10 protein-coding genes and 1 pseudogene are annotated in these 14,805 nt (G+C 74.0%); 7 read left to right on the forward strand and 4 right to left on the reverse strand.

Going from position 1 to position 14,805, the window contains the following annotated elements:
- The first annotated feature begins 61 nt into the window (after positions 1-61).
- Entirely contained in the window at positions 62-2,890 is a 2,829-nt protein-coding gene (locus HHL19_RS25045) for a DEAD/DEAH box helicase (protein ID WP_169092602.1), read from the forward strand.
- A 169-nt stretch (positions 2,891-3,059) separates the two neighbouring features.
- Positions 3,060-4,446 (forward strand): annotated as a pseudogene (locus tag HHL19_RS25050) (cytochrome P450).
- 37 nt (positions 4,447-4,483) lie between these two features.
- Here the strand turns inward: HHL19_RS25050 and HHL19_RS25055 are convergent.
- Both HHL19_RS25055 and HHL19_RS25060 read right to left on the reverse strand, forming a co-directional pair.
- Positions 4,484-5,332 (reverse strand): siderophore-interacting protein, encoded by an 849-nt coding sequence (locus HHL19_RS25055; RefSeq protein ID WP_346768479.1) that lies wholly within the window; start codon positions 5,330-5,332, stop codon positions 4,484-4,486.
- 71 nt (positions 5,333-5,403) lie between these two features.
- Entirely contained in the window at positions 5,404-6,327 is a 924-nt protein-coding gene (locus HHL19_RS25060; RefSeq protein ID WP_346768480.1) for a 5'-3' exonuclease, read from the reverse strand.
- A 247-nt stretch (positions 6,328-6,574) separates the two neighbouring features.
- Between HHL19_RS25060 and HHL19_RS25065 the strand changes: the two genes are divergently transcribed.
- From HHL19_RS25065 to HHL19_RS25080, 4 genes are all read left to right on the forward strand, one after another.
- On the forward strand, positions 6,575-7,630 hold the full coding sequence (locus HHL19_RS25065; RefSeq protein ID WP_169092603.1) for a betaine/proline/choline family ABC transporter ATP-binding protein: 1,056 nt from the start codon (positions 6,575-6,577) through the stop codon (positions 7,628-7,630).
- Positions 7,623-9,431 carry an ABC transporter permease/substrate binding protein gene (locus HHL19_RS25070; protein ID WP_169092604.1) on the forward strand — a complete coding sequence of 603 codons (1,809 nt, stop codon included), beginning with the start codon at positions 7,623-7,625 and terminating at the stop codon, positions 9,429-9,431. Before HHL19_RS25065 ends, HHL19_RS25070 begins: the two co-directional genes overlap by 8 nt.
- 190 nt (positions 9,432-9,621) lie before the next feature.
- Positions 9,622-10,173 (forward strand): cupin domain-containing protein, encoded by a 552-nt coding sequence (locus HHL19_RS25075; protein ID WP_169092605.1) that lies wholly within the window; start codon positions 9,622-9,624, stop codon positions 10,171-10,173.
- Positions 10,170-10,913, forward strand: a complete 744-nt coding sequence (locus HHL19_RS25080; protein WP_169092606.1) for a helical backbone metal receptor — start codon at positions 10,170-10,172, stop codon at positions 10,911-10,913. The genes HHL19_RS25075 and HHL19_RS25080 overlap by 4 nt, the downstream gene beginning before the upstream one ends.
- On the opposite strand, the gene HHL19_RS25085 is transcribed toward HHL19_RS25080, so the two are convergent.
- A complete protein-coding gene (locus tag HHL19_RS25085) occupies positions 10,840-12,000 on the reverse strand; it encodes a TDT family transporter (protein WP_169092607.1) in 1,161 nt (386 codons plus the stop codon). The two genes, HHL19_RS25080 and HHL19_RS25085, sit on opposite strands and share 74 nt — an antisense overlap.
- A 115-nt stretch (positions 12,001-12,115) precedes the next feature.
- Here HHL19_RS25085 and HHL19_RS25090 point away from each other — a divergent pair, with 115 nt between their 5' ends.
- Positions 12,116-13,132 (forward strand): LysR family transcriptional regulator, encoded by a 1,017-nt coding sequence (locus HHL19_RS25090; RefSeq protein ID WP_169092838.1) that lies wholly within the window; start codon positions 12,116-12,118, stop codon positions 13,130-13,132.
- A gap of 8 nt (positions 13,133-13,140) precedes the next feature.
- Here the strand turns inward: HHL19_RS25090 and HHL19_RS25095 are convergent, their stop codons facing one another.
- Positions 13,141-14,772 (reverse strand): amidohydrolase, encoded by a 1,632-nt coding sequence (locus HHL19_RS25095; protein ID WP_169092608.1) that lies wholly within the window; start codon positions 14,770-14,772, stop codon positions 13,141-13,143.
- Positions 14,773-14,805 lie beyond the last annotated feature (33 nt).

A 14,805-nucleotide genomic window follows, 5' to 3' on the forward strand; every position in this document is an offset into this window, starting at 1 on the left:
GTGAAGCCCCTCGATAAAGATCGCGTCACTGTCGGAGGGGGCGGGTAGGCTCGAAGACAAGATGACAGAGGACCTCACCCCAGCCGAGGCGTACGCGGCCGCACGGGCGCGCAACGCGGAGCAGGCCACCGCGCTGGCCCCCTTCCGAGAGATGTACGAATTCGGACTGGACCCGTTCCAGATCGAGGCGTGCCGGGCTCTCGAAGCGGGCAAGGGCGTGCTCGTCGCCGCCCCCACGGGCTCCGGCAAGACCATCGTCGGCGAGTTCGCCGTCCACCTCGCCCTCACCCAGGGCCGCAAGTGCTTCTACACGACACCCATCAAGGCGCTGTCGAACCAGAAGTTCGCCGACCTCGTCAAGCGGTACGGCCCCGACAAGGTCGGCCTGCTCACCGGCGACAACAGCGTGAACGGCGACGCGCCGATCGTCGTCATGACCACCGAGGTCCTCCGCAACATGCTGTACGCGGGGTCCCAGGCGCTCTCCGGCCTCGGCTACGTCGTGATGGACGAGGTGCACTACCTCTCCGACCGCTTCCGCGGCGCCGTCTGGGAGGAAGTGATCATCCACCTCCCCGAGTCGGTCACCCTCGTCTCGCTCTCCGCCACGGTCTCCAACGCCGAGGAGTTCGGCGACTGGCTCGACACCGTCCGCGGCGACACCGAGGTCATCGTCTCCGAGAGCCGGCCCGTGCCGCTCTGGCAGCACGTCCTCGCCGGCCGCCGGATGTACGACCTCTTCGAGGAGGAGACCGACCACGGCGGCCGCGGCGCCTCCCGCCGCGAGGTCAACCCCGACCTCCTGCGCCTCGCCCGCACCGAGAACTCGCGGACGTACAACCCCCGCGACCGGCGCCGCGGCAAGATGGTCCGCGAGGCCGACCGCGAGCGCGAGCGCCGCCAGCGCTCCCGCATCTGGACGCCCGGCCGCCCCGAGGTCATCGAGCGGCTCGACAACGAGGGCCTGCTTCCGGCCATCACCTTCATCTTCAGCCGCGCCGGCTGCGAGGCCGCCGTCCAGCAGTGCCTCTACGCCGGCCTGAGGCTCAACGACGACGAGGGCCGCCGGCGCGTCCGCGAGATCGTCGAGGCCCGCACCGCCGCCATCCCCGACGAGGACCTCCACGTCCTCGGCTACTTCGAGTGGCTGGAGGCGCTGGAGCGCGGCATCGCCGCCCACCACGCGGGCATGCTCCCGACCTTCAAGGAGGTCGTCGAGGAGCTCTTCGTCCGCGGCCTCGTCAAGGCCGTCTTCGCCACCGAGACGCTCGCCCTCGGCATCAACATGCCGGCCCGGTCGGTCGTCCTGGAGAAGCTGGTCAAGTGGAACGGCGAGCAGCACGCCGACATCACCCCCGGCGAGTACACCCAGCTCACCGGCCGGGCCGGCCGTCGCGGCATCGACGTCGAGGGCCACGCCGTCGTCCTCTGGCAGCGCGGCCTCGACCCCGACCACCTCGCCGGACTCGCCGGCACCCGCACCTACCCGCTGCGCTCCAGCTTCCGCCCCTCGTACAACATGGCGGTCAACCTGGTCGAGCAGTTCGGCCGGCACCGCTCCAGGGAGCTCCTGGAGACCTCCTTCGCACAGTTCCAGGCGGACCGCTCCGTCGTCGGCATCTCCCGCCAGGTCCAGCGGAACGAGGAGGGACTCGAGGGCTACCGCGAGGGCATGACCTGCCACCTCGGCGACTTCGAGGAGTACGCGCGGCTCCGCCGCGACCTCAAGGACCGTGAGACGGAGCTGGCCAAGCAGGGGGCCGCCCAGCGGCGCGCCCAGGCCGCCGCCTCCCTGGAGAAGCTGAAGCCCGGCGACGTCATCCACGTGCCGACCGGCAAGTTCGCCGGCCTCGCGCTCGTCCTCGACCCCGGCATCCCGGCGGGCCGTACCAACGGCCACCGGGGCTTCGAGTACCACGACGGGCCCCGGCCCCTCGTCCTCACCGCCGAGCGGCAGGTCAAGCGGCTCGCCTCCATCGACTTCCCCGTCCCGGTGGAGGCCCTGGAGCGCATGCGGATCCCCAAGACCTTCAACCCGCGCTCGCCGCAGTCCCGCCGCGACCTCGCCTCCGCGCTCCGCTCCAAGGCCGGGCACATCAACCCCGAACGGCACCGCAAGCAGCGCTCCGGCGCCGCCGACGACCGCGAGATCGCCCGGCTGCGCACGGAGATCCGCGCCCATCCCTGCCATGGCTGCGACGAGCGCGAGGACCACGCCCGCTGGGCCGAGCGCTATCACCGCCTCCAGCGCGACACCAAGCAGCTGGAGCGGCGCATCGAGGGCCGGACGAACACCATCGCCCGCACCTTCGACCGGATCGTCGCGCTCCTCACCGAGCTCGACTACCTGCGCGGCGACGAGGTCACCGACAACGGCAAGCGGCTCGCCCGCCTCTACGGCGAACTCGACCTGCTCGCCAGCGAATGCCTCCGCGAAGGCGTCTGGGAGGGGCTCGCCCCGGCCGAACTCGCCGCCTGCGTCTCCGCCCTCGTGTTCGAGGCGCGGCAGGCCGACGACGCCGTGGCACCGAAGGTGCCCGGCGGCCAGGCCAAGGCGGCGCTCGCCGAGATGGTCCACATCTGGGGCCGGCTCGACGCGCTGGAGGAGGAGTTCAAGATCAACCAGGCGGAGGGCGTCGGCCAGCGCGAGCCCGACCTCGGCTTCGCCTGGGCCGCCTACCAGTGGGCCTCCGACAAGAGCCTCGACGAGGTGCTGCGCGAGGCGGAGATGCCGGCCGGCGACTTCGTCCGCTGGTGCAAGCAGGTCATCGACGTGCTCGGGCAGATCGCCGCGGCGGCCCCCAGGGAGAACAGCACGGTCGCGAAGAACGCGCGCAAGGCCGTGGACGCGCTGCTGCGCGGTGTGGTGGCGTACAGCTCGGTGGGCTGACGTCCCGTCAAGTCCCGCTGGAAGGGCCCGTGGTGGAGAACGCCACGGGCCCTTCCGCTGCTCCGGGCGGGTTGTCCACAGGTGGTTGTCCACAGGGGTGGCGCGGTGGCGGAGCCTTCCGCTTGCATGGACTCGCACACGGGGACAGCGAGTTGGGGAGGGGACGTACGTGACCACGCACGCCGGCGCGGAGGCAGGCAGCGCCATCACCATCGCCGAGGGGCCGCGCGGGGTGCCGCTGCTCGGAAACCTGCCGGCCTTCGGCAAGGACCCGCTCGCCTTCTTCGAGCGGCTGCGGGAGCGGGGCGATGTCGTCCGCTGGCGGTTCGGCCCCAGCTCCGCGCTCTTCATCGCCCACCCCGACAACATCGGCGAGCTGCTCACCGGGATCGAGTCCACCTTCGACCAGCCGGACCTGGGCATCGCCCTCCGCACCCTGCTGGGGAACGGCGTGGTGGTCGCCAAGGGGCGCGACTGGCGGCGCAAGCGCTCGCTGGTCCAGCCGTCGGTCCGCCCCAAGCAGGTCCGCTCCTACGCGGCGACCATGGCGGAGTGCGCCGTCGCCCTCGCCGACCGCTGGTCGGACGGGCAGCGGATCGACATCAAGCAGGAGATGGCGGCCCTCACCCGACTCATCGCCGTCCGCACCATCTTCGGGGCGGACACCGCCTCCGACGCGGAGGCGATCGGGCGGGCGATGGACGTGGCGCAGCAGGAGATCGGCGCGGAGCTCAGCGGGATCGGCGCCCTTCTGCCGGACTGGATCCCGACCCCCGGCCGGGCCCGCGTCAAACGCGCCACCGCCGTCATCGACGCCGAGGTCGCCCGCCTCGTCGCACGCCACCGGGACGGCGACGAGGACCGCCCCGACCTCCTCAGCCGGCTCCTGACCGCCCGGGACGAGACGGGGGCGCAGCTCTCCGACCGCGAGATCCGCGACGAGACGGTCACCCTCTACATCGGCGGCCACGAGACCACCAGCTCCACCCTCGTCTGGGCCTGGTACCTCCTCTCCCGCCACGAGAAGGTCCGGCGGACGCTGGCCGAGGAGCTCGACCGGGTCCTCGCCGACCACGAGCCCGGCTACGACGACTACGCCTCCCTGACCTACACCCAGGCCGTGATCAAGGAGACCCTCCGCCTCTACCCCACGATCTGGCTCCTCACCGGCACAGCCAAGGAGGGCGCCACCCTCGGCGGCACCCCCGTCCCGCCCGGCACCCGCGTCTGGTCCAGCCAGTGGGCCACCCACCGCGACCCCCGCTGGTACGGCGACGCCGACACCTTCCGCCCCGAGCGCTGGCTCACCGACGCCGAGGCCGCGCCGGCCGAGAAGATCCCCGAGTACGCCTGGTACCCCTTCGGCGGCGGCCCCCGCGTCTGCCTCGGCACCCGCTTCGCCCTCGTGGAAGCGGTCCTCGTCCTCGCCGTCCTCGCCCGCCGCTACGACCTGGACGTGGCCCCCGAAGCCATACGCCCGGTCCCCAGCCTCACCCTCCAGCCCCACCGCGAGGATCCTGGCCCGGGTCCGGGCGCGGGGCAGCGCGACGGGGTGACGAGCCGGCCCCCTCCCGCTCCCCTCGGGGGCGGTCGTCATGCGGCCTGGGTGGGTTCCTGTTCCAGTTCCACCTGGGCGTTCCAGTCGCGCTTGATGGCGCGCCAGGCTTCGTCGGTCTTGCCGTGGCGCCAGTAGCCGGAGATGGAGAGGCGGTCGCGGGGGATCTGGCGGTCCATGCGGAGGTGGCGGCGGAGCTCCTTGACGAAGCCTGCTTCGCCGTGGACGAAGGCGTGGACGTCGCCTTCGGGGAAGGGGAGGGCTCGTACGGCCTCGATGAGGGCTTCGCCGGTGGGGCGGCCGGCGCGGTGGAGCCAGGTCACGTCGATGCCCGCCTCCGTCGCGAATTTCTGTTCGCCGGAGGGGTCTTCGATCTCGATGAAGGCGTGTACCCGCGCGCCTGCGGGGAGGTGTTCCAGGGCCACCGCGATGGCCGGGAGGGCGCTCTCGTCGCCGGCGAGGAGGTGCCAGTCCGCGGTCGGGTCGGGGGTGTAGCCGCCGCCGGGGCCGAGGAAGCGGACCGTCTCGCCGACCTGGGCGCGGGCCGCCCAGGGGCCCGCCAGGCCCTCGTCGCCGTGGACCACGAAGTCCACGGTCAGCTCGCGGTGCACCGGGTCCCAGGCGCGCACCGTGTACGTGCGGGTGGTGGGCCACTGCTCGCGCGGGTACTCGGCCCGGATCCGCTCCATGTCGAAGGGTTCCGGGTAGGTGACCCCTCCGGGTGCGAAGAGCAGCTTCACGTAGTGGTCGGTGAAGGTCCCGGCGTCGAAGCCGTCGAGGCCCGGGCCGCCGAGCACGACCCGCACCATGTGCGGGGTGATCCGCTCGGTGCGCACCACGTGCGCTTCGGTGGCCCGGGGGGCCTGGCGGGCCGGCTGCTCTGCCACGGCGGATTCTCCTGACGGACGGGAGGGAGAGACTTAGGTATGCCTAAGTTAACATCCTCCCGTCGTTCGCGTCAGTGGGCGGCGAGGACCGGGAGGAGCCGGCTCACGGCGCCGCCGAGGTTCCAGCGGGCCGAGAGGGTGTTCAGGGCCGCCGGGTCGCGCGGGGCTGTCGGGAGCGCCGGGTCGAACGCGGGCAGGGGGACGTCGCGCGCGACGCGGACGACCGTCGGCGCCACGTCCAGGTAGGCCGCCGCCTCCACGATCCCGCGCCGCTTGGCGGGGGTGAGCTTCGAGGTGCGGTCCTCGGCGGCAGCCCGTACGCCGGCCAGGTCGCCGTACTCGGTGATCAGCTGCGCCGCCGTCTTCTCGCCGATGCCCTTCACGCCGGGCAGGCCGTCGCTGGCGTCGCCGCGGAGGGCCGCGAAGTCGGCGTACTGGTCGGGCCGCACGCCGTACTTCGTGCGGATCAGCTCGTCGTCCACCAGGTCGCAGTCGCCGACGCCCTTGCGCGGGTACAGGACCCGCACCGCCCGCTCGTCGTCGACGAGCTGGAAGAGGTCCCGGTCGCCGGTCACGATGTCCACCGGGCCCTTCGCCCGCCCCGCGAGCGTGCCGATCACGTCGTCCGCCTCGTAGCCCGCCGCGCCGATCCGGGCGATGCCCAGCGCCGCGAGGACCTCCTCGATCACCGGCACCTGCGGGGAGAGCGTGTCCGGGATCTCCTCCTCGTCCGGCCCGGTCTCCGTCTCCACGGCCACCCGGTGCGCCTTGTAGGAGGGGATCAGGTCCACCCGCCACTGCGGGCGCCAGTCCTCGTCCCAGCAGGCGACCAGGTCGTCGGGGCGGTGGTCGTGGACCAGCCGGCCGATGAAGTCGAGCAGCCCCCGTACGGCGTTCACCGGCGTCCCGTCCGGGGCCCGGACGGAGTCCGGCACGCCGAAGTACGCGCGGAAGTAGAGGCTGGCGGTGTCCAGGAGCATCAGGCGTCGCGTCACACCCCGATCATGCCGCACCCCGCCGACACCGGCCCGGAGCGGTACGCACTCCCGGGCGCCGTGACCCCGGTCACCTTCGCGTTTGGCTCCGGAGGCCCGGGGCAGGCGAGTGCCCGGAGCGGACCCGGTAAGGGGCCCCGAGCAGTGGGCCCCGTACACGACGGGTGTCGCGGGCAGATCCCGCCCCGCTCCGACGGCCCGGTCGCGGGGGTGGCGGGCCGTTCTCTCTGCTATCCGTGAGGTGAATGTGTCCAGGCTCCAGGCCGACCACCTGTTCAAGGTGTTCGCCAGACGCCCCGCCGACGAGACCGCGGCCGTCCGCGCGCTCGTGAACGGCGCCGACCGCGACGAACTGCGCGAGGACGGCGTCACCGCCGCCGTCGTCGACGCCTCGTTCGTGGTCGAACCGGGTCAGATCTTCGTGGTCATGGGCCTCTCGGGTTCCGGCAAGTCCACCCTGCTGCGCATGCTCAACGGCCTGCTCGAACCGACCGCGGGCCGCGTCCTCTACGACGGCGACGACCTCACCGCGCTCTCCCCCCGAGAGCTGCGCGAGGTCCGCTCCCGCCGCGTCAGCATGGTCTTCCAGCACTTCGCGCTCTTCCCGCACCGCACCGTCCTGGAGAACGCCGGCTACGGCCTGGAGGTCCAGGGCGTCCCGCGCGCCGAGCGCGAGAAGCGCGCCGCCGAGGCCCTGGAGCTGTGCGGCCTCGCCGGCTGGGAGAAGTCCTGGCCCGACGAGCTCTCCGGCGGCATGCAGCAGCGCGTGGGCCTCGCCCGCGCGCTCGCCACCGACGCCGACCTGCTCCTCATGGACGAGTCCTTCAGCGCCCTCGACCCGCTGATCCGCCGCGACATGCAGGACCAGCTCCTGGTGCTCCAGAAGCAGCTGAAGAAGACCATCGTCTTCATCACCCACGACCTCAACGAGGCCATGCGCATCGGCGACCGCGTCGCCGTCATGCGCGGCGGCCGGATCGTGCAGCTCGGCTCGGCCGAGGACATCCTCGTCCGGCCCGCCGACGACTACGTCGCCTCCTTCATCCAGGACGTCGACCGCTCCCGGGTGCTCACCGCCTCCGCCGTGATGACCGCCCCCGAAGCCGGAGCCGGGATCGACCCGGACGCCCCGGTCGCGGGCCCCGACACGCTCCTCGCCGACCTGTGCGCCCTCGCCGCCGCGGGCCCCCACCCGGTGACCGTCCGGGACGCCGACGGGTCCACGCTCGGAGTCGTACAGAAGGAGAGGCTGCTCGCCGTGATGGGCGGGCTCGCGACCGAGGAGGCGACCGCTCGTGCCTGAGATTCCCCTCGGTTCCTGGGTCGACGGCTCCGTCGACTGGCTCCAGGCACGGTTCTCCTGGCTCTTCGACGCCGTCAGCACCGGCATCACCGGCCTGTACGACGGCATCGACGCCGTCCTGTCGGCGCCGCAGCCGCTGCTCTTCGCCGGCATCCTCGCCGTCGTCGCCTGGTGGCTGCGCGGCCTCGCCGCCGGTCTGATCTCCTTCGCCGGGCTCGCGCTCGTCGACTCCGTCCGGCTGTGGGACGAGGCGATGGCGACGCTCTCGCTGGTCCTCGTCGCCACCCTCGTCACCCTGGTGATCGCCGTCCCCCTCGGCATCTGGGCGGCCCGGTCGAAGACGGTCAGCGCCGTGCTGCGGCCCGTCCTCGACTTCATGCAGACCATGCCGGCGATGGTCTACCTCATCCCCGGCATCATCTTCTTCGGCGTCGGCGTCGTCCCCGGCATCATCGCCACCATCGTCTTCGCGCTGCCGCCCGGCGTCCGCATGACCGAGCTCGGCATCCGCCAGGTCGACGCCGAACTCGTGGAGGCCGCCGAGGCGTTCGGCACCACCCCGCGCGACACCCTGCTCCGCGTGCAGCTGCCGCTCGCCGTGCCGACGATCATGGCCGGCGTCAACCAGGTCATCATGCTCGGCCTCTCCATGGTCGTCATCGCCGGCATGGTCGGCGGCGGCGGACTCGGCGGCGCCGTCTACAAGGCCATCGGCAACGTCGACATCGGCCTCGGCTTCGAGGCCGGCGTCTCCATCGTCGTCCTCGCCATGTACCTCGACCGGATGACCGGCGCGCTCGGCGACCAGGTCTCCCCGCTCGGCCGCCGCGCCCTCGTCAAGGCCCGCGCCGCCGTCGCCCGCCGCCGCACCGCGCGGCTGTGGGCGCACCGCCCGCAGCCCGTCACCGCGCTCGTCGGCATCGTCGTCCTCGCGCTCGTCGCGGGCGGCGCCGGCGTCCTCGGCGGCTCCGGCGCCACCTCGACCACCGCGTCCGGCGCGGGCACCGGCCACGGCAGGAAGATCAGCATCGGCTACATCCCGTGGGACGAGGGCATCGCCTCCACCTACCTGTGGAAGGAGCTCCTGGAGCGCCGCGGGTACGAGGTCGAGACCAAGCAGCTGGAGGCCGGCGCGCTCTACACCGGCCTCGCCGGCGGGCAGCTCGACTTCCAGACCGACGCCTGGCTGCCCGTCACCCACGCCTCGTACCTGGAGAAGTACGGGAACCAGCTGGAGGACCTCGGCTCCTGGTACGGCCCGACCTCCCTGGAGCTGTCCGTCCCCTCGTACGTGAAGGACGTGAAGTCCCTCGCCGACCTCAAGGGCAAGGGCGACCGCTTCAAGGGCCGCATCGTCGGCATCGAGCCCAGCGCCGGGATGATGGGCATCCTCAAGGACAAGGTGCTCAAGGAGTACGGCCTGGAGGGCGAGTACGAGGTCGTCGACGGCTCCACGCCCGGCATGCTCGCCGAGCTGAAGCGCGCGTACGAGCGCGAGGAGCCGGTCGTCGTCACCCTGTGGTCCCCGCACTGGGCCTACTCGGCGCACGACCTGACGAAGCTGGCCGACCCCAAGGGCGTGTGGGGGAAGGGCGACGGCGTCCACACCCTGGCCCGTAAGGGCTTCAGCGAGGAGAACCCCGAGGTGGGGGCCTGGCTGAAGGACTTCGAGCTCACCGAGAAGCAGCTCACCGGCCTGGAGGCGCAGATCCAGAAGAGCGGCAAGGGCAAGGAGCAGCAGGCCGTCCGCACCTGGCTGGACGCCCAGCCGGGCCTCGCGGAGCGGCTCGCCCCGCAGTGACGCCCGATCCTCACCCGTAAGGAGGGGGTGGTCGCCGGACGTGACCGGCGGCCACCCCTTTCCGCCGCCCGTTCCCGTCCGCTTTCCCGCACCCTTTCCGCCACGACGCGAAACCCCGGCCCAAAGCTGCGTAAGGTGCAGGTAACCAGCAGGTACGCGACGAGGCAGCCGGCAGAGGGAGGGAGCCGCCATGGACGAGAAGGAAGCACCCCGCGTGGGCGCGGCCGTCAAGAGGCGCCGCAGGGCCCTCCAGCTCACCCTGGCCGTCGTGGCCGCCCGCAGCGGCCTCTCCGTGCCCTTCCTCAGCCAGATCGAGAACGAGCGCGCCCGCCCCAGCCGCCGCTCCCTGGAACTGGTCGCCGAGGCCCTCCAGACCACCGCCGCCGAACTCCTCGCCGCCGCCGAGGCCGCCCGCACCATCGACGTCGTCCGCGCCGACGAGGGCACCGCGGCCCTCCCGGACGGCGTCCGGCGCCTGGTCCGCGCCCGGCACCAGCTGCACGCCCTGGAGTTCACGGGCGAGCAGGACGCGGGCCGCGAGTTCCAGCACCGCAACGACGAGCTGCTGTACGTCGCCGACGGCGCCGCCGAGGTCGAGGCCGAGGGCCGCGCCCACCGGCTCGGCCGGGGCGACACCCTGTACCTCTCCGGCGGCGTCCGGCACCGCTGGCGCGCCACCGAGCCCGGCACCCGCCTCCTCGTCGTCGCGGTCGCCGACCACGTCGAGGTGGAGGAGGAGTGACGCAGCTCAGGGGCCGGGCCCCGCGCGTGGTCTCCCTGGTGCCCTCGCTCACCGAGGCCGTCGCCGTCACCGCCCCCGGGCTGCTCGTCGGCGCCACCGACTGGTGCGTCCACCCCGCGGACCTCGACGTCGCCCGGATCGGCGGCACCAAGAACCCCGACGTCCCCGCCGTCCTCGCCCTGCGCCCCGACCTCGTCCTCGCCAACGAGGAGGAGAACCGCGCCCCCGACCTGGACGCCCTCCGCGAGGGCGGCGCGGAGGTCCTCGTGACGGAGATCCGCACTCTCGACCAGGGCCTCGACGCCCTCGGGGAGGTGCTCGCCGCCTGCGGCGCGCCCCGGCGCCCGCGCTGGCTGGCGGAGGCGGAGGAGGCGTGGGCGGCCGTCGAACCGGTCGGGGACGGCGTCACCGCCGTCGTGCCGATCTGGCGGCGGCCCTGGATGGTGCTCGGCCGGGACACCTTCGCCGGCGACCTCCTCGCCCGGCTCGGCGTCCGCAACCTGTACGCCGACCACCCGGAGCGCTACCCGAAGGTCCCGCTCGCCGAGCTGACCGCCGCGGGACCGCGGCTCGTGGTCCTGCCCGACGAGCCGTACCGCTTCACGGCCGACGACGGCCCCGAGGCGTTCCCCGGGGCCGCGCCCGCGCTCGTCGACGGGCGGATGCTCACCTGGTACGGGCCGTCGCTGGTCCGGGCACCGCGGCTGCTCCACCGGGCCCTGCGAGCAGCGCTCCGCTGACCAGCCCGCGCACGGTGTGCGTGCCGGCCACCAGCCAGGCCGCGGCCAGGAGGACGTACAGGCCGACGGCCAGCCAGCGGAAGGCGTCGAGCCCGGTGTGGCGGGCGAGCCCCTCGGCGCCGGTGACGCAGGTGCCGACCGGGAAGGTGAAGGCCCACCAGGTCATCGCGAAGCCCATGCCGGCGCGCCGGGCCCGCACCACCATCGCGCCGGCCAGCGCCAGCCACAGCAGGGCGAAGCCCATGACGGGCACGCCGTAGAGGACGGCGAAGGCGGCGAAGCCGTGCGCGTACGTCTCGGGCAGCACGCCGGCGGCGGTGTCGGCGAAGGCGTTGGCGGCGGTGGTCGACTGGCCGAGCGGGCCGAGGACGAGGAAGAGCGTGGGGGTGAGCGCGAGCGGCAGCGGACCGGTGAGGACCAGCCGGCCGAAGACCAGCGGCAGCATCACCAGGGTGGCGAGCAGACTGATCCCGAACATCGCGTAGCAGGCGAGGAGGAGGGTCTGCCGGGCCTGCCCCTCGGGCAGGTGGGGGAGGAGCAGCGGGCCGAGTGCGGCGGAGACCATGGGCGCGACGACGGGCAGCAGCCAGACCGGGGAGGCGTGCTCGATCCGGTGCCGGACCACCATCAGGTACGGCACGGCGACCGCGGCGGCCAGGCCGACGGCGGTGCCGGCGGTGAAGAGGACGGCGTCGACGGCGACGGCGGCGGGCAGCCCGATCCAGTCCCGGCCGAGCGCCAGCGTGCCGCCGCCGACGGCGAGCAGCGCCATCGACAGACAGCCGTAGAAGGGGGCGACCGCCGGGTCCAGGAGATGGGCGCGGGCCTGGTCGGGGTGGCGGCGCCAGTGCGCGGCCCGGGCGGTGAGCAGGGTCAGCAGCATCGCGAGCGAGAGCGCCCAGACGGCGGTGCAGACGGTACGGAGACCGGGCACGGCGACCGGGAGCGCGGCGCCCGCCGTGCCGACGACGGAGGTGCCCATCACGGAGGCGTACCAGTTGGGTCCGAGGTGGCGGACGGTACGGGACGTGCGGAGGCCGGGGGTGGTGGCTCCGAGGAGGGTGCCGGAGGGTGCGAGGCTTGCCATGGCTCCAGCGTCGCCGCCGGCCACGGCCCCCACCAGGGATCATGCGGCTATGACGTCATAAGCTGGCTTTATGAGCAGGGAGCGGGACGGGAGCAGCGCGGGCGTGGGGTCGGGGATGGGTACGAGTGCGGGCTCGGGCTCCGGTGCGGGCTCGGGCTCTGGTACGGGCTCCGGCTCTGGTGCGGGCTCCGGTTCCGGTGCGGGCTCCGGCTCCGGGACCGCGCATCTGTCGCACCGGGTTCCCGACCTCGGCGCCCTCGAACTGCTGCTCGCGGTCGCCCGGCACGGCAGCCTCGGAGCCGCCGCGCGCGAGGTGGGGATCACCCAGCCGGCGGCGAGCAGCCGGATCCGTTCCATGGAGCGGCAGCTCGGCGTGGCGCTCGTGGACCGTTCGCCGCGCGGCTCCCGGCTGACCGACGCGGGCGCGCTGGTCACGGACTGGGCGCGGCGGATCGTGGAGTCGGCGGAGGCGTTCGACGCGGGCGTCCAGGCGCTGCGCGGCCGCCGGGACTCGCGGCTGCGGGTGGTGGCGTCCATGACGATCGCCGAGTACCTGCTGCCCGGGTGGCTGATCGCGCTGCGCGCGGAGCGGCCGGACACGGCGGTGTCGCTCCAGGCGGGGAACTCGGCGGTGGTCGCGGAGCGGCTGCTCGCGGGGGAGGCGGACCTCGGGTTCGTCGAGGGCCTGGCCGTCCCGGACGGGCTCGACGGCACGATCGTCGCCCATGACCGGCTGGCCGTGGTCGTGGCCCCCTCCCACCCGTGGGCCCGCCGCCGGAAGCCGATCGACCCGGCCGAGCTGGCCGCGACCCCGCTGGTGCTGCGGGAGCACGGCTCGGGCACCCGGCAGGTCCTCGACGCGGCGCTCGCCGGACACGGCGGGCTCGCCAGGCCGCTGCTCGAACTGGCCTCCACCACCGCGGTGAAGGCGGCGGCGGTGAGCGGCGCGGGCCCGGCGGTCCTGAGCGAACTGGCGATCGCCGAGGAGCTGTCCTCGCGCCGCCTGGTCGCCGTCCCGGTCGAGGGCGCGCGCCTCGCCCGGGACCTGCGCGCCGTCTGGCCGACGGGCCACCGCCCGACCGGCCCGGCCCGGGACCTGCTCGCGCTGACGCGGGCCCGGCCGGGCGGCTGAGCGCGTCCTTACAGCTGCGGCGCCCGGTGGGTGAGGTGCCCGTCGACGGCGGTGAGGAGGACCGGGACGTCGGCGAGGTCCGCGGCCGGGGTGGTGAGCGGGTCGGCGGCGAGGACCGTCAGGTCGGCGCGGTGGCCGACGGCGAGGCGGCCGGAGAGCCGCTCCTCGCCCGCCGCGTAGGCCGCGCCGGTGGTCAGGCCGCGCAGCGCCTCCAGCGGGGTCAGCGCCTGCTCGGGGCCGTGCGGCGGCTGCGCGAGGTCGCGGGTCGGGCGGCGGTGCACGGCGCCGGCCAGCACGCCGAGCGGCGGGAACGGGGCGATGGGCCAGTCGGAGCCGAGGACCACGGTCGCCCCCGAGTCCACCAGGTCCCGGCAGCGCCAGGCGCGTCCGGCGCGCTCCTCGCCGAGCCGGCGCGACCAGTTGTCGGTGTGGTCGGCGCGGGTGAAGTCGCAGCAGTGGGTGGGCTGCATGGAGGCGACGACGCCCAGCTCGGCGAAGCGGCGCAGGGTGTCGTCCGGGACGGTCTCGATGTGCTCCACCCGGTGGCGCACGGCCGGGTCGCCGCCGGTCGCGCGGGCCTTCTCGACCGCGTCGAGGACGTGCCGGACGGCGGCGTCGCCGATGGCGTGGGTCGCGGTCGGCACCCCGGCGCGGTGCAGGGCGCCGATGGTCTCCGTGTACGCCTCCGGGTCCGGCCAGAAGGCGTGGGTGGACTCGCCGTGGCGGTCGGGGCGCTCCAGCCAGGCCGTGCCGTTGTCGATCGTGCCGTCCATGAAGAGCTTCACGCCGGCGACCCGCCACCGGGCGCCGCCCCGGCCCTGGAGCGCGATCAGCTCGCGCACCCCGTCCGCGTCCGTACCGGGCTGGCACCAGGGGGCCACGCGCAGCCGCAGTGGCAGCCGGCCGGCGGCGTCGAGCTCGGCGAAGAGGTCGAGGCTGTCGCCGTTGGCGTCCATGACGTGCCCGCCGGTCAGTCCGGCCGCCGCCATGGCGTCGAGCGCGGCGGCGAGCCGTTCGAGGCGTTCGGCGCGGGTCGGCCGCGGGGCGACCCGCTCGACCGCCTCGCAGGCGGCCTCCTCCAGGAGCAGCCCGGTGGGGCGCCCGTCGGCGTCGCAGACGATCTCGGCGGAGGCCTGGGCGAAGGCGCGCGGGCCGTCGATCCCGGCGAGTTCGAGGGCGCGGCGGGAGGCGAGCGCGGAGTGCGCGTCGAAGAGCAGCAGGAAGGCGGGGACCCCGTCGAGGACGGCGTCGAAGGGCGCGATGCCGACCGGCTCGTCGCCGAAGGCGTTCGGGTCGAGGCCCCAGGCGAAGAGCCAGTCGCCGCGCCGCAGCGCCCGCACCTCCCGCGCCAGCGCCTCCCGTACGTCCCCGAGCCCGGCGCACCCGGACAGGTCGAGCCCGCCGGTCAGCTCGGCACCGGTGACCGGGTGCACATGTCCGTCGACGAACCCGGGCGTGACGACGCCCCCCTTGAGGTCGACGACGGTCGTCCCGTCCCCGGCGAGCGCCCGCACCTCCCGGTCGTCACCGATCGCGGCGATCCGCCCGTCCCCGTCCACGGCGAGTGCGCTCGCCCCGAGAAACCCCCCGGTGGCGGGGTCGAGCAGTCGTGCGGAGTGGAGGACGAGTCGGCTGGACACGGTGACGCTCCTTGCGGTGGTGGTACGGAGGGG

Source organism: Streptomyces sp. R302 (assembly GCF_012927245.1).
Taxonomy (GTDB): Bacteria; Actinomycetota; Actinomycetes; order Streptomycetales; family Streptomycetaceae; genus Streptomyces.

What these genes read in the sequence shown, in the direction of transcription:
- HHL19_RS25085 (WP_169092607.1), bottom strand. Translation starts at nt 12,000, where the DNA reads ATGGCAAGCCTCGCACCCTCCGGCACCCTCCTCGGAGCCACCACCCCC.
- HHL19_RS25045 (WP_169092602.1), top strand. Translation starts at nt 62, where the DNA reads ATGACAGAGGACCTCACCCCAGCCGAGGCGTACGCGGCCGCACGGGCG.
- HHL19_RS25090 (WP_169092838.1), top strand. Translation starts at nt 12,116, where the DNA reads ATGGGTACGAGTGCGGGCTCGGGCTCCGGTGCGGGCTCGGGCTCTGGT.
- HHL19_RS25075 (WP_169092605.1), top strand. Translation starts at nt 9,622, where the DNA reads ATGGACGAGAAGGAAGCACCCCGCGTGGGCGCGGCCGTCAAGAGGCGC.